The sequence below is a fragment of the Morganella morganii H1r genome, from assembly GCF_000633515.1.
Lineage (GTDB): Bacteria > Pseudomonadota > Gammaproteobacteria > Enterobacterales > Enterobacteriaceae > Morganella > Morganella morganii_B.
This window is the reverse complement of sequence record NZ_AYMP01000041.1, coordinates 12,361-25,536: the sequence shown is the minus strand read 5'-3', so window position 1 is coordinate 25,536 and position 13,176 is coordinate 12,361. Positions and strand designations below refer to the sequence as shown.

The following is a 13,176-nucleotide window of genomic DNA, read 5'->3' as shown; positions in this document are numbered from 1 at the left end:
GCTAACCTTTTTTTATTTTAACAAGATTATTTTTTGTAATTTCAAAATACCAGCCATTAACATCACAAACCTTTCCAAGAGCAATTTTTAACTTGTATTTAAACTTAGCTAAATTTTTGTCATTAATGCCTGAAAGTTCATTTAGTTTACTTACAGAGTAATCTATCGGTTTATCATGGGATTGATAAAATCTAAAAAGCCACGTTTCAAGCCCTGCAAGAAATTGATTGTCAATCGATAAAGGTAGTCCCGTCCATGATCGCGCCATAAACATTTCAGCAATTTTGCTATTTATATTTAACTCAATGTTTTTTAAAACACGCTTACCATCAATTTCCGGTCTTGATATCAAGGACTCACTAATTAAATGACCTGAGTACTCCAACCCTAGCTTATGATCAACAATCCCCACATTTGCTTTTTCAAGTCTTTTTAAACTCGCCAGAATAAATTCATAATTTTTTTGAGATGGAGAAACCCCCATCATTTTAAAAGCTCTGTGCGGTATGAAATTGATATTATTTTTTTTATCTTCTTCAAATGATTTAATACACGTCATCCAAACCGTCAAATCCCGCTGATCTAACTCCTCGCCCGTAAATGAAATGGAATAATTAGATAATGATGCCCTTATTTCATTTTCTACATAATTTCTTTTTTTAGGCAATTTTTTAGCCGAAAAAAGAGCCCCCCTAAGAAGAGAGTTAGGAGCTAAAAAAACATCCTCCCCAACAACCGGAAACGCCAACGCCTCTATCTTAGGTAATTTAATAACATCTTTTGATTTTTTTGAAACCGATGCCCTTATTTTTTTTTCAGCTATTGAGCTGCTGATTTTTTTTGAAAGAGAATCGATTTTTTTTTGAAAATCGCTAGTCATTCAAAAAACCCTTTTTTCTCATAATTTCTTTTTGATGCCATCGCTGATGGGCATACCTGACAGTAGAAGGCGATATCAAGTGAGCCTTTTCGGCTGCAAGCCACATTGCGATTTCCTCATAGGTATAGCCAGCCTCGTCCTTTAAAAACACAATATCATCAATAAAATCATTCGTTTTTTTCGCATTTTTCAAAATGCATCTCCTTAATTTAAAGCGACTTCAACCAGCATACAATAATTTTATCAAAAAACTGAACGATTACAAGCAGTATTATTTTAAAAAAATAAAACAATAAAAAACAATTAATTACATGCAAATAATCTTCCGGAAATTATTAGATTTCGTACTTTCAGGGATAAATTAAGCAATATAATAATCCTCTCCAAATCAAAAAGACTAAAATGTTACAAATTTAACAAAAAACGAACACGCAGCAGAGATTCATTGTTCAAAAAAAAAGCAAAAATAATAATAACCTCGTTCTTTCAGGGATAATTCTCGTACTTTTAAGGATGCAAGCTCGTTCTTTCAGGGATAATCGTTCGTACTTTCGGGGATAATTGTTCGTACTTTCAGGAATGTTAAATTTTTTCAATCAATTGATATAAAAAAAGAAAATGTTGTTTTCCTTCCCCTATAGTCTTTTTTAGTATTTTTTAATCAAAAGATATAGAGCAATCGGAATAACAAACAAAATGATGATCTGTGGATAAAAAATTTTATTTCCGTAACATAACATCAACAACACAGTGACCGCGCCCTTATCAACTCCACGGATATTACGCTTCCTCGCCCGTTCGCTCACTCCGTTCGGTCTCGGGCTGCGGCGAGCGTTGCGGTTCAGGAAGTAATCCGATTTTTGTATCAAAACGGTGTGACTTAGTGTTACTTCACTGCTAAGATGATACTTGATGAATATGTTTTTTAGGGGGGCATCATGGCTATAACAAAACTGAGACAACAAGGCGGCGCTGTCGTCATGGCTATTCCTCGCGAGATCCTTATTGCAAAAGGTTGGTCAGCAGGAATGCAGATGAAAATTGATTCTGTCGGAGAAACAATCACAACCACGCCATTAAAGCGCATTCCCCGGGGGCGTAAAAGTATTTCTGAGATACTCTCAGACGTAGATCTCGCGGAGATCAAAAAACTCAGTGAACAGTTGGAAGACGGCAACCCGGTTGGTCTGGAGTTAATCTGATGGCAAAAAAAACTCCGGGAAAAGGTCAGATTTGGCATACAAACGGTGATCCTGTCAGTGGTAAGGAATTTAAGGGCAGTCATTACTACCTTGTAATTTCGGATGAGGTATTACACAAAACATTAGGAACCGCGATTTGTGTTCCGATTACGAGCGCAGGACTGAGAGCGCGTTCCACAGGGGTTACTGTAATACTTGATGGGGGAAGTACAGACAGCGGATATATAACAGGATGCGTTTTATGTCATCAACTACGCACACTCGATTTAAATGCCAGAGCCGCGAAATTTAAGACAAATGTAACGCCTGAAATTCTGGATGAGGTTATTGGAAAGATAGTCGATATTATTGATCCTGCGTAACTCCCCATCCGGGGAGACAGGATTTCACAGTTCACCAAGAAAAGATCCGAAGATCCAATTTAGATCCTATAACGATCACATTCAAAAACGCCACCAAACGCACTGTACGCAATTTTTACCACCAAACCCAAACCAACCTACCAATAAATAAAAATAACGTCTCAGAATCCGTTTCAGAGATGATTATTTTTAACCCTCCGGAATAATGAACCAAACAAAAAACATTATTTTATCATCATAAATGTTGTTTTTGAGCCGGTGCTTTGATATTATTTAAGGGCTGATTAAGGGGGAAACTTTGAAATACAGCGAGTTCCGAAGATGGCTTTTAGCTCAGGGTGCAGAGTTGGTAAAAGCGCCAGGCGGAGGGAGCCACTCAGAAAGAAAATACTTAAGGATTTGGGGCTGTAAGCCCCTGCCTTTTTGTGGAGGTGTCAGATGTTTACTTATCCTGTAAAAGTGGAAAAAGACGCTGAGACAGGCGCATATATCGCTTCCTGCCGTGATTTACCGTTGATGAACTCAGTGGGTGATGATTTGCAGGATGCACTTTTTGAATCTGTTTCAGGACTGGTTACTGCCATTTCAATTGAAATGGATGAACGCCGTCCGGTTCCCGTTGGTTCTGCACCAGAGCAAGATGAGCATTTAGTTACGGTTCCTGTTTTGGTGGCATTAAAAGCGTCTCTGCATAACGCTATGATTGAAACAGGAACACGAAAAGCGGATTTAGCCCGGAAAATGGGTAAAAATCCGCAGCAGGTAGATCGACTTCTGGATGCAATGCATTCATCAAAGGTTGAATCTGTTGAACAGGCTTTGTATTTGTTAAACCGAACAGTTGCCGTAAATGTAATTCAACATACCGAGCGATAGGTTATACCTACAGTGTATTTATGATGTATTTACATTGTATTTCTTTGTATACTTTTAATCTGTGAAGGGGGAAACCCCTTCTGATTCTTACCGTGTTTCCTTTCTTTTGCCTCCGGCCATTTTACAACCGTGCTGTTTTGAGTGTATTTCAGGACAAAACCGGCCTTGCAGTGAGTGGAGGTGTTACCGGCCCTTAAATCAATCCCCCGCTTTTATCGGCAAATTTGCAATAGTGATCCCTTTTCTTTCGTGTTGTTGCCTTACATGCCCTGCCGGGCATAAAAAATAAAGATTGTTGTTAGTGATTAATAGTCGAATATGAAAGACTATTTAGTATTGACATGCGACCTAAAGGTCGTAATATATGTGTATCGAAAGGGAAAATTTACGCAATCAAAAAGCCCAACCGGGCAGGGGTATAAAATGGCATCACGTAATCAAGATATTGCAACTACAATCTTATCTCAAATGGGCGGTAATCGTTTTATTGCCATGACAGGGGCAAAACATTTAGGTTTTATAACAAATGGTTTACAATTCAAACTCCCTGCTCGTTTTGCCGCTAATGGGATTAATTGCATTCAGGTTATTCTTGATCCGTCAGATACTTACACAATGAAATTTTTAAAAATCAGAGGGTTAGATTGTAAAAAAATTGCCGAAATACAAGGGCTGTTTTTCGATCAACTTCAGGAAGTTTTTACAGAGAAAACAGGGCTTAATACGTCATTATAATTTTATCAAAAGAGAAAGTATTGCATTGACAATACGACCATAAGGTCGTAATATGTTTATATCGAGGTGGGAAAACTCTGCAACCAAAAGCCCAAACGGGCAGGAGCATGAAATGAGTAAATTACAGCAGGCGTTAAATGTATTTGGATTATCTGGTGAGCTGACAGAGAAAGACATAAAAAGAGCTTATAAACAGGCAGCTTTAAAATATCACCCGGACCGTAATCCTCTGGGCGCAGAACTGATGAAAGCTGTTAATGCAGCGTTTGATTTTCTGATGGCTAATCTGGATAAGATTAACCAATATCAAAGTACAGATGAAACTGAACATTATCACTATGGTGAGGCATTAGAATCTGTATTAAACAGCCTTAGCGCACTTGACGGGATCACTTTTTTTGTCGCCGGTAACTGGATATGGATTGAGGGAGAAACAAAAACACATAAAGAGGCATTGAAAACGCTGGGGTGTAAATGGGCACCTGTTAAGAAAATGTGGTTTTACCGTCCTGATGAATACAAAGCACATAAGAAAAACAAAGAGTACACAATAGACGAAATCAAGGAAAAACACGGGTATAGCGGTAATATAAAAGCTCGCGGTTTTCAGAGAGTTGAAAATAGAGTATGAAAAAACGGGGGCAATGCCCCCGTTAATCTAAGATTTACGATGTATTTACAATGTGTATTCGGTGTGCATATCTTTTATTTACATCGTAATGCTACTTTTATTACTCTGTATTACGCTTAGGTATCTATATGTCCTCTTTTTTTGAACAAAACCGGATCACATTTGATATTGTGTGCCGGTTACTAGGTAACGGCTGGCGCGTTAATTTGCTTGACGATTGCCAATATCGCATCAAATTGAGTTCGCCCGAACTGAAGGGATTCATTATTACTGCCAGACCCGAAAAAGGCAGGCTTAAATTGTGTGGTTTTGTTGATTCCCGACTTTACCGGGGTCAGTATTTTACCTGTTCGCTGTCGCTATCACGAAATACGAATGCTATCGCACAGGCAATTGAACGAAAGATTTTACCGGATGCCCCTGCGGAGTTGGAGAAAGTGTGTATTGCTGAAAAAAGGGAACAGGACGCACTATATCAGGATAAAATCATCAAGGGGATGCTGTCCCGCCTGGTAAAGCTGGAAAGCCACTACAACGCCTTTACGGGCTTTAAGTCTGATAATGGGTTGCATGGTTGTATTAGTGAGCATTTTGATGGTTACGGGTTGACGGTGCGGGGATTGAGTGTTGATCAGCTAATTAGATTGTCGGGTCTGATTAATTCACTGTGATAGTGGGGGGGGGGATGCGTAAAAATAAAGGTGATGTTAGCTATTATATGGAGATATCAGGAGATAAATATCACCTGGTAAAAAAAATAAAAACACGGAATAAGGCATTGTTAAAAGACGGGGCAAAAACCACAAAACTAACAGTTTGCGATATTTTTTTTTCTGCTGGGGACTTATCCCCTGAATTTTTTATCCGGGATGGATTAAGGCCGGAGGATCAAAATATAGTGATACAGTTGATGATTGATATTGAGGATAAATCAGATGGAAATGGCTAATACCCCTGAAAACATTAAAGCATTACGCTTAAAAGCTGGCTATACACAAAAGCAGTGTGCGGAAATCTACGGGATAGGGTTAAGGGGCTGGCAGAAAAAAGAAGAAGTTAACACACAGAATAGCCAAAATTTATCAAAGGTTGAATTTGAGTTTTTATTGCTATTAGCAGGAGAACATCCTGAATATCCCGGGGTAAAACTCATTAAATAGTAGGTAATACTAAATTTTAGTTAAGTTATCCACGGTTTTAAAAATTTGAGCAGGATTACCGCACCCTTAAAAGTGCGGTAATCTGTAGCGTACGGGTAGCCGTTAGCGTAGCGCAGGCGTGCCTGCAAATTTTTAAAGCGGTGGATAACTTTATGCTACAGAAGGAGAATGGGTGCTTAATACCTGGTCTCAGCAATTCGGAGAAAAAGCGGGGGATTGCTCCCCCGCTGGCATCACCTTTCTTCGTAAGAAAGGCTTGCCTTAACTACTGTATTCCCGTTGCTGACGCTGACAGAACAGAGCCTGTCCCGCATCACCACTGAGAAACACAGCACCGTCACACAGACGGCAATCAGCCCTATCAGGGCATATCTGGTCATTCTCCTTGACTCCTAAATTGTAAGGAGGCAGAATCTTAATTGTCGAGTTAAGAGTCTGGCCTCGTTGGTTGAATATAAACAACTAACGGGGCTTTCTTCTTTCTGGTTCTCACAAAATGCTTGAACCAGTCAGGATCAAGCACCCGTGATAACTATATCATGCCTGATATCAATTTTGTTGCACCGCTAATAAAAAGTCATGTCCTGATTTGTAAGTGTCATCAGAAAAATCTCAAAGGGATAAAATATAAGTTGCGAATACGACTAAAAAGTCGTAACATGTTTATGTTGGATGGAGAGAACTTCGGGTAAACAGAAGCCCATACGGGCAGAGGTAAAAATGAGATTTTGCGATTTAAAAAAAGATGAATCTGACTATTCAATTACAGCTATTTTCGAATATAACGGTTTTTATACTTATCACATTCAAAAAACCGGAGCTATTGATCAGGTAATTGAGTTTGATAGTGATGCGAACGTTACAAAAACATCATTTCAAAAAAATTCAATAGAGGAAAAAGAGGCAATAGAATTTATTCGCAGAGTGCGGAGCAATCATATTTGTTCCGTAATTTAAGAAATGATATCAGGGGTTGCCCCCCCTGATATCTGACAAGAAACCATAACGGAGATTTGCTATGTCAGAAAAGATGATAGCAGCGGCTAAAGATTTTGCCAAGAACAAGCGCGGAACATTCCCTATCATGACGTTTAGTGAGCTACCTTTATTTTTTCAACAAATCAGGAAGGAACAGGCCAATTTAGATAATTAGAATGGAAAAAAACCGGGTCCGCCCCGGTTTTTTAACGTAGCTGAAAACGTTGCATCACAAAGGAAAAAGGGTGCCCGATACCTGTCTAAGCAACCAGGAGAAAAAGCGGGGGATTGCTCCCCCGCTGGCATCACCTTTCTTCGTAAGAAAGGCTTGCCTTAACTACTGTATTCCCGCTGCTGACACTGACAGAACAGAGCCTGTCCCGCATCACCACTGAGAAACACAGCACCGTCACGCAGACGGCAATCAGCCCTATCAGGGCATATCTGGTCATTCTCCTTGACTCCTAATTGATTAGGAGGCAAAATCTTCATTGCTTATGTGAAGGATGTTGCCTCGTTGGTTGAAGATAAAAACAACTAACGGGGCTTTCTTCTTTCTGGCTCTCACAAAAGGCTTGAACCAGTCCGGATCAAGCACCCGCAAGCATTATACAACAGCGACACGCAGCCGAAACCACAATTTCGCAAAATTAGAGAAAAGAGTCTGAATTTCACTGGTTTTACGCAAAACTTTGCACTTTTTGATTAATACTTGCTCATTTTTCTGGTGATGTTTTTGAGGGGCTGGAGGGATGAAAACAGAAGAAAAAGCCGGGCTGCCCCGGCTGTTTTAACGCAGAAAAAAAGAGGCAGCAATACCGCAGGCATTAATAACCAAGGTTGCCCCGATTATGAGCCATGCTGTTTGTCTGTTGGTATCTTTAACAACCTCTACTCCCTCTGTAAAAACATTATCTTTTGCCTGACGAAGTTCTTTTTCAAACACAAGAACGTTATCGCGCATAGTCTGAGCAAAGATATTTAGCCCCATTGCATTAATAGTTTCCACTTTTGTTTGCAGGTTATTAACTTCCTGATTTACCTGTTCGCGGGTTTCGGTCAGTACATCCCTGAAAAGTGCAACTTGCTGATCAAGATTCTGAGGCAGATCACCAATAGAATCATTAATGGCAGTCAGATTTTTACTGAGTTCCTCCGCCGATTTTTGGATTTGTGATATTACAGCGGTATTCACTGTATCGGGAAGATTAGCAATGATTGATTCAAGTAATTTTTCAAGATCATAACCTTTCTCTAAAAGGCTATTCATGAAGTAAGCCCGAAGTTCAGGGTTATCCTGTAATGCTTCCAGTGCTTTCGCCGTATCCAACCCAGATAACGGAGTTTCTTTTTTTTCATTTTCAGACATTGATTAATCCTTTTATCAAAAGGGCGCAAATGCGCCCTTTTCTGCTACTGTAAATCAAGCGCGACAAAAACATCTTGCAGATTAGACTGATAGGAGTCAAATCCCATTTTGTAAAATTTCAAAATATTGAGTTCGGTTTTTTTCTTTTTATCTTCTTCATTCTTAATTTGTTCTTCGAGTTTTTCAGAAGAAATATCCCGGATAATTGAATAATCAATATCGGCTTTTTTCAGCGATTCAAAGAGTCCCGCATTGTTAATGCCGGTGTTCAGGTTGTCAAATTTGTAGCCAAGAAATTCAAGTTTATCACTGTTAATCAGTGTGGAAAATTGAGATTGTATATCTTTTTTTGGATTTACACGGTTAAAAACAACCTTGATCTTATCATCGTCTACGCCTAAATTTAAAAGCATGATAATTGTTGCGATAGTATCGCGCTGCTGCTTTTCTTCCGGTGTAACAGGAATGACAAAGTAATCAATAAATGAGTGTGAACCAACAAACTCATTTTTAAGTTTATGGCTGAACATTTCAACGTTTGATGCACCAACATCAACAATAACGTTATCATTACTTAAAATGGATTCGAAAATTTCATCAAACTGATCTGCACCTAACTTCTCACCAGTGCTTTCACCATCATCATTCAAAGTTTCAACCCGGATAACTTCAGAATCTGGTAAGCGAGGTAATAACAGATTTTGACAGATAGTTGTTTTTCCAACGTTACCACTGTTATTGATTACAATTGTTTTCATAAATCATTCCTTTAAAGATTGCTGTATTTTTCACGCTTAGATTTAACTTTTAGCTTTTCGCAAAAGCGGTCTATTTTTTCGTAAACAGCCATATCATCCCCGATTCCGCTGATACCAATTTCCTCTAAATCGTTGAGAGTTAAACCGTGATCTGAAATCAGCTTTAGTGATAGTCTGTTTAAGTTTTTAAATCCTGATAAATCAATGTCGGTATTATTACCTTTTTCAAAACCTGTTGTCGATGGTTTTTTTCCTGCCGTATCCTGATTTTCTCTTAAAGTCATTTTTTTAGGTCTTGAAACCTTACTAATATTTTTTTTCTTTAATGCTCTGTAAAGCATGTTTTGCAAAAAACTTTCTTTTATCTCTTTGCCGGTTTTTTCATTTATAAAATGGGTTATGTCACTCCAGCCATAGAGATCTTTAGCCAGAACTAAATCATCATAGTATAAGTCGATACACTTTTGAATCGACTTATATCGGTTTTCAGATATCGCCTTACATAAAGCATCTAGTTCATTCATTTTTCACCTCTGAGAAATGATAGCAAAAAAAACGATAAAATCAAATGAAAGTGCTTTGTTTTTGCTTTGAAAGTGCTTTGTTTTTGCTTTGTTTTTGTATTTTGTGCTTTGTTTCTGCTTTAGAAGTGCTTTGTTTTTGCATTGAAAATGCTTTGTTCCATTAGCCGAAAACTGATGTTAAAGATATACAGGCACGACAGCGATTGTACACAAACCCTACCGGGTATGTTACAATCGACGTGCTTAGGGGGAATCCCCCCTAATACCCCCGCAGAGCGGCTTTCATTGACATTACAGGGAGTCTCTACGAGCCTATGAAAGATGATAAAAATAGAAAAAACAAAAGTAACCATGTTACTTTTCGATTAACTGATGAAGAGTATCTTCCGTTTAAAAAAGCCATCGATGCTCTTGGGGTTTCCCGCTCAGAGTTTTTTCGATTACTTTGTATAAATCAGCTTGATCCGGATATTCATAACAAAACTAATTCTGAAAAGTATAACCGGCTCTTGTTTTTATTTAACAAAGCCAGTAATAACATAAACCAGCTGGCAAAGCAGGTTAACACGGCACATAAAGACGGATTACTGACAGAAAAAAAATTGGCTGACTGGTATCGTAAGCTGAGTATTATCACAGATAACTTACTGGCGGGGATTAATCGTGCTGGCTAGAATCGGAGGTGGTAATAGTGGGATTGTTTACTATCTTGAAACCGGCCAAAAACAAGGACGGGAATTAGGCCGTGATGATTTGGATTACCGGGTTTGCCTTGATGGTAATATTGAGCAGTTAGATCAGGTGATTGACAGTATTGCTGATAAGGGACAGGAACGCTATTTGCATATATCGCTTTCATTTCATGAAAATCAGATAGATAACGAAGTATTGAAAGCTGTTTGCGATGAATACAAAACGCTTTTGATGAATGCATATGATTCGGATGAATACTGTTTTTATGCAGAAGCACATATCCCGAAAGTGAAAAATATTGTTGATGAAAAAACAGGTGTACTGATTGAACGAAAACCGCATATCCACATTGTTATCCCTGAAAAAAACTTAGTTACCGGGAATAAACTCAATCCTACAGGTATGGTAGAGCATTATGTGAAAAATCTTGATGCTATTCAGGAACACATTAATAATAAATTCAACCTTGCCAGCCCGAAAGATGGGGTAAGGGTCAGTGATCAGAATCACGCTAATGTTTTGTCCCGTATGAAAGGTGATTTATTCAGTGAATCAAAAGCAGAGTTAAAGAAAAATTTACTAGATAATCTGGAAAAGAAAAACATCAGAACGGAAGACGATTTTTTAAAACATTTATCCGGATTTGGTGATGTGAAAATCTATAATCAGGGGAAAGGTAATCAGTATTACGGAGTTAAACCGCCAAAAGACAGTAAGTTTATCAGGCTTAAAAGTCCATTGTTTTCAAAACAATTTATTGAAACCCGTACAATTCCGCTGATCAGACCGACAGCAAAGCAGATTGAAAAAGATGTGAATGACTGGTGCAATAAAACCAGTTATGAAATAAAACACATTCACCCAGCGGGTGAAAAATTACGAAAAACCTATGCGAAACTGAATGACGCTGATAAGACGGCTATGCTGTCTTCTGTAAGGAGCGATTATAATGAACGATATAACCTCAGACGAGAAGAAAAAGAGCTTTCTGGACAACTACGAGGACGGAGAGATACACAGCGAGGTGCTGTTAATCATTCCGGAAGAACTCAATCCCGATCCGCGCCGCAGCGACTGCCACATTTGCAGGAACGCCACCTGGTTTACGAGTTACGGGGATTCGCAAAGCAATCAGGCGGACAATCTGAGTCTGTATTGTCAGCACATGAACGTGGTATTGCTGAGTACCGACAACAAAAGCAGCAATATTCTGATCGGGGAATGCGACGGGTGCAGGATCACGGAGGACGGGGAAGAATAACAAATCCGGTTCAGCAGGTTTTAAATGATATTGAAAATAAACCAACAAATGCTGATTTAGTGCTTATGCGTGATATCAGAAAAAACATCGAGCCGGAACGGTTCTTATCGTATTGCGTCAGTAAGTACAACATTGACCCTGAGTTGCATAAAGTCACTTTTGCAAATGATAACAGCCCGAGGTTTCAGGCCGGTAAGTTGAATTTAAATGCGAGTGATTTTCTCACAAAACATTTAGGTTTATCGTGGCAGGATGCTAAAATAGATTTACTGACCGTTAATGAATCCCAGCAAAAAAACGAACCTTATTTATCTGTTTTATCCAGAACACCTTTAAACAGAGAGCAGGCTGAGGAACGCACCCGTTCAAGGGAAAATGCAAAAAAGGCATTAAACAGTATTTACCGGGAAGCCAAACGGGAAAGTGAATTGGAATACAGAAAATTAGTCAGTGAGTTAAAATACATTAAAAACCCTCAAAAACGTGAAGTTGAAAAAGGATTTTTAATGTTTACCAAAATGAAACAAGATGAATCAATTAATCTTATCATGCGGGAAAAACGAAATGTGGTTAATGCAATACATAATCACTGGAAACCGGGTGATAAACTGCAACAGGAGTTATTGATAATGGCATTAAAACCTAAAAATGAAAAAGTAAACATGATAATGAATGCTGATACTGATTTTTCAGTAACAAAATCTGTTTCTCAGAAAAAACAGTTTAATCAGTATCAGGAGGATTTAAAAAATGGCGTTAAACTTACGGATTTAGTTGCAAATAAAAAAGATAAAGAAATTCAGTATCTGAACCAGAAAACAAAAGAAATAGTATTTAAAGACACCGGAAAATGCCTTGAAGCAAAAGCAGTTATCAGTAAACAAGAAGCAGCTATGATGCTGGAGTATGCAGAAAAAAAATACGGGGGGGCATTGAGGCTTTCCGGGAGTGAGGCATTTAAGGAAACACTGGCTCAGGTTGCCGCAGAAAAAGGCATGAAAATTATTCTTACTCCGGATAAATATCATGACATGATGATTAAACATGCAGAAACGCTGTCACAGGATAAACAGAATCCGCAGCCGGTGCCGGAAGTAAATGTGGTTCAGAGCGATTCACGGACTGTAAGAGCGGAGCAACAGCCAGACATTCCTGTAGTTCAGGAAATGCCACAACCCGAGAATACTGCAACAGTTGATAAACAACGGAATGAGCAGTCCTCGATTCAGGAAGAACAGCCTGAATTGCCAGGTAAATTGCAGGAAAGAGACGCAAAAGAAACGCCTAAAATCGATGGCAGAGACTTTAATAAACTGATTATTGTTCCTGTACATAAGAATGATGGTTTTGAACAAAAAACCGAATTTAAAGTTGCCTTTAAGCAGGATGATAAGATGGTGATTCAGCTTAAAGATCTGACAGAAACTGATTTAAACAGAATGGGTATCGATACTAAAAATATTGATATGCGTAAGGTTGACCCAGTTAGTATTAATGTCAGTACACTGAAGTCTCAGGATGTAGTTTCACCACTCAAACATGCTGAAAAGGAGCTGGTTCATCATGTCGATATCATGAAGTCAAAAGAGTGGCCTAGAACAGAGTTCGACGCGCTTAAAGAGCAGCGAACTAAGTTGGAGGCCAATGTAGAGAAGGCCAGACAACAACATGCACCGGAGCAGAACCAACAAAGCGAGCATAAAAAAGCCCATGAGCAAAATAAAGGGCATTCAATTTAATAATAAAT

At 38.7% G+C, this 13,176-nt stretch carries 19 protein-coding genes; 12 read left to right on the top strand and 7 right to left on the bottom strand.

Annotated features, from left to right (window positions below):
* Position 1: 1 nt before the first annotated feature.
* Both U868_RS0119645 and U868_RS0119640 read right to left on the bottom strand, forming a co-directional pair.
* The gene (locus tag U868_RS0119645) at positions 2 to 880 is read right to left on the bottom strand and encodes a hypothetical protein (protein WP_025154762.1); all 879 of its coding nucleotides are present in this window, start codon (positions 878 to 880) and stop codon (positions 2 to 4) included.
* Complete coding sequence (locus U868_RS0119640) at positions 873 to 1,073, bottom strand: hypothetical protein (protein ID WP_025154761.1); 201 nt, start codon at positions 1,071 to 1,073, stop codon at positions 873 to 875. The genes U868_RS0119645 and U868_RS0119640 overlap by 8 nt, the downstream gene beginning before the upstream one ends.
* Positions 1,074 to 1,818: 745 nt before the next feature.
* On the opposite strand from U868_RS0119640, the gene U868_RS0119635 reads away from it, so the two are divergent.
* The 8 genes from U868_RS0119635 to U868_RS0119600 all read left to right on the top strand — a co-directional run bounded on the left by U868_RS0119635 (position 1,819) and on the right by U868_RS0119600 (position 5,846).
* A complete protein-coding gene (locus tag U868_RS0119635; RefSeq protein WP_025154760.1) occupies positions 1,819 to 2,082 on the top strand; it encodes an AbrB/MazE/SpoVT family DNA-binding domain-containing protein in 264 nt (87 codons plus the stop codon).
* Positions 2,082 to 2,444: a type II toxin-antitoxin system PemK/MazF family toxin gene (locus tag U868_RS0119630; protein ID WP_029991360.1), complete on the top strand. Its 363-nt coding sequence runs from the start codon at positions 2,082 to 2,084 to the stop codon at positions 2,442 to 2,444. Before U868_RS0119635 ends, U868_RS0119630 begins: the two co-directional genes overlap by 1 nt.
* Positions 2,445 to 2,882: 438 nt before the next feature.
* On the top strand, positions 2,883 to 3,320 hold the full coding sequence (locus U868_RS0119625) for a hypothetical protein (protein ID WP_025154758.1): 438 nt from the start codon (positions 2,883 to 2,885) through the stop codon (positions 3,318 to 3,320).
* Positions 3,321 to 3,743: 423 nt separating this feature from the next.
* Positions 3,744 to 4,055, top strand: coding sequence for a hypothetical protein (locus tag U868_RS0119620; protein ID WP_025154757.1), 312 nt, complete (start codon positions 3,744 to 3,746; stop codon positions 4,053 to 4,055).
* A 112-nt stretch (positions 4,056 to 4,167) separates the two neighbouring features.
* Positions 4,168 to 4,686, top strand: coding sequence for a J domain-containing protein (locus tag U868_RS0119615; RefSeq protein ID WP_025154756.1), 519 nt, complete (start codon positions 4,168 to 4,170; stop codon positions 4,684 to 4,686).
* Positions 4,687 to 4,814: 128 nt separating this feature from the next.
* On the top strand, positions 4,815 to 5,357 hold the full coding sequence (locus U868_RS0119610) for a hypothetical protein (RefSeq protein ID WP_025154755.1): 543 nt from the start codon (positions 4,815 to 4,817) through the stop codon (positions 5,355 to 5,357).
* Between the two features lie 14 nt (positions 5,358 to 5,371).
* Entirely contained in the window at positions 5,372 to 5,635 is a 264-nt protein-coding gene (locus U868_RS0119605; protein WP_025154754.1) for a hypothetical protein, read from the top strand.
* Positions 5,622 to 5,846: a helix-turn-helix domain-containing protein gene (locus U868_RS0119600; protein WP_025154753.1), complete on the top strand. Its 225-nt coding sequence runs from the start codon at positions 5,622 to 5,624 to the stop codon at positions 5,844 to 5,846. The genes U868_RS0119605 and U868_RS0119600 overlap by 14 nt, the downstream gene beginning before the upstream one ends.
* A gap of 233 nt (positions 5,847 to 6,079) precedes the next feature.
* On the opposite strand, the gene U868_RS24800 is transcribed toward U868_RS0119600, so the two are convergent.
* A complete protein-coding gene (locus U868_RS24800; RefSeq protein WP_071997746.1) occupies positions 6,080 to 6,226 on the bottom strand; it encodes a Hok/Gef family protein in 147 nt (48 codons plus the stop codon).
* A 292-nt stretch (positions 6,227 to 6,518) separates the two neighbouring features.
* Here U868_RS24800 and U868_RS0119595 point away from each other — a divergent pair, with 292 nt between their 5' ends.
* Both U868_RS0119595 and U868_RS26195 read left to right on the top strand, forming a co-directional pair.
* The gene (locus U868_RS0119595; RefSeq protein WP_025154752.1) at positions 6,519 to 6,803 is read left to right on the top strand and encodes a hypothetical protein; all 285 of its coding nucleotides are present in this window, start codon (positions 6,519 to 6,521) and stop codon (positions 6,801 to 6,803) included.
* Positions 6,804 to 6,864: 61 nt separating this feature from the next.
* Entirely contained in the window at positions 6,865 to 6,999 is a 135-nt protein-coding gene (locus U868_RS26195) for a hypothetical protein (RefSeq protein ID WP_275886628.1), read from the top strand.
* A 130-nt stretch (positions 7,000 to 7,129) separates the two neighbouring features.
* Here the strand turns inward: U868_RS26195 and U868_RS24795 are convergent, their stop codons facing one another.
* The 4 genes from U868_RS24795 to U868_RS0119575 all read right to left on the bottom strand — a co-directional run bounded on the left by U868_RS24795 (position 7,130) and on the right by U868_RS0119575 (position 9,475).
* Positions 7,130 to 7,276 carry a Hok/Gef family protein gene (locus U868_RS24795; RefSeq protein WP_071997745.1) on the bottom strand — a complete coding sequence of 49 codons (147 nt, stop codon included), beginning with the start codon at positions 7,274 to 7,276 and terminating at the stop codon, positions 7,130 to 7,132.
* 338 nt (positions 7,277 to 7,614) lie between these two features.
* Positions 7,615 to 8,193 (bottom strand): hypothetical protein, encoded by a 579-nt coding sequence (locus tag U868_RS0119585; RefSeq protein ID WP_025154751.1) that lies wholly within the window; start codon positions 8,191 to 8,193, stop codon positions 7,615 to 7,617.
* Positions 8,194 to 8,237: 44 nt separating this feature from the next.
* A complete protein-coding gene (locus U868_RS0119580) occupies positions 8,238 to 8,951 on the bottom strand; it encodes a hypothetical protein (protein WP_025154750.1) in 714 nt (237 codons plus the stop codon).
* A gap of 11 nt (positions 8,952 to 8,962) precedes the next feature.
* Positions 8,963 to 9,475, bottom strand: coding sequence for a hypothetical protein (locus tag U868_RS0119575; RefSeq protein ID WP_025154749.1), 513 nt, complete (start codon positions 9,473 to 9,475; stop codon positions 8,963 to 8,965).
* Between the two features lie 314 nt (positions 9,476 to 9,789).
* On the opposite strand from U868_RS0119575, the gene U868_RS23790 reads away from it, so the two are divergent.
* Positions 9,790 to 10,149 (top strand): plasmid mobilization protein, encoded by a 360-nt coding sequence (locus U868_RS23790; protein WP_025154748.1) that lies wholly within the window; start codon positions 9,790 to 9,792, stop codon positions 10,147 to 10,149.
* Entirely contained in the window at positions 10,139 to 13,168 is a 3,030-nt protein-coding gene (locus tag U868_RS25120; protein WP_025154747.1) for an LPD7 domain-containing protein, read from the top strand. Before U868_RS23790 ends, U868_RS25120 begins: the two co-directional genes overlap by 11 nt.
* Positions 13,169 to 13,176: the final 8 nt, after the last annotated feature.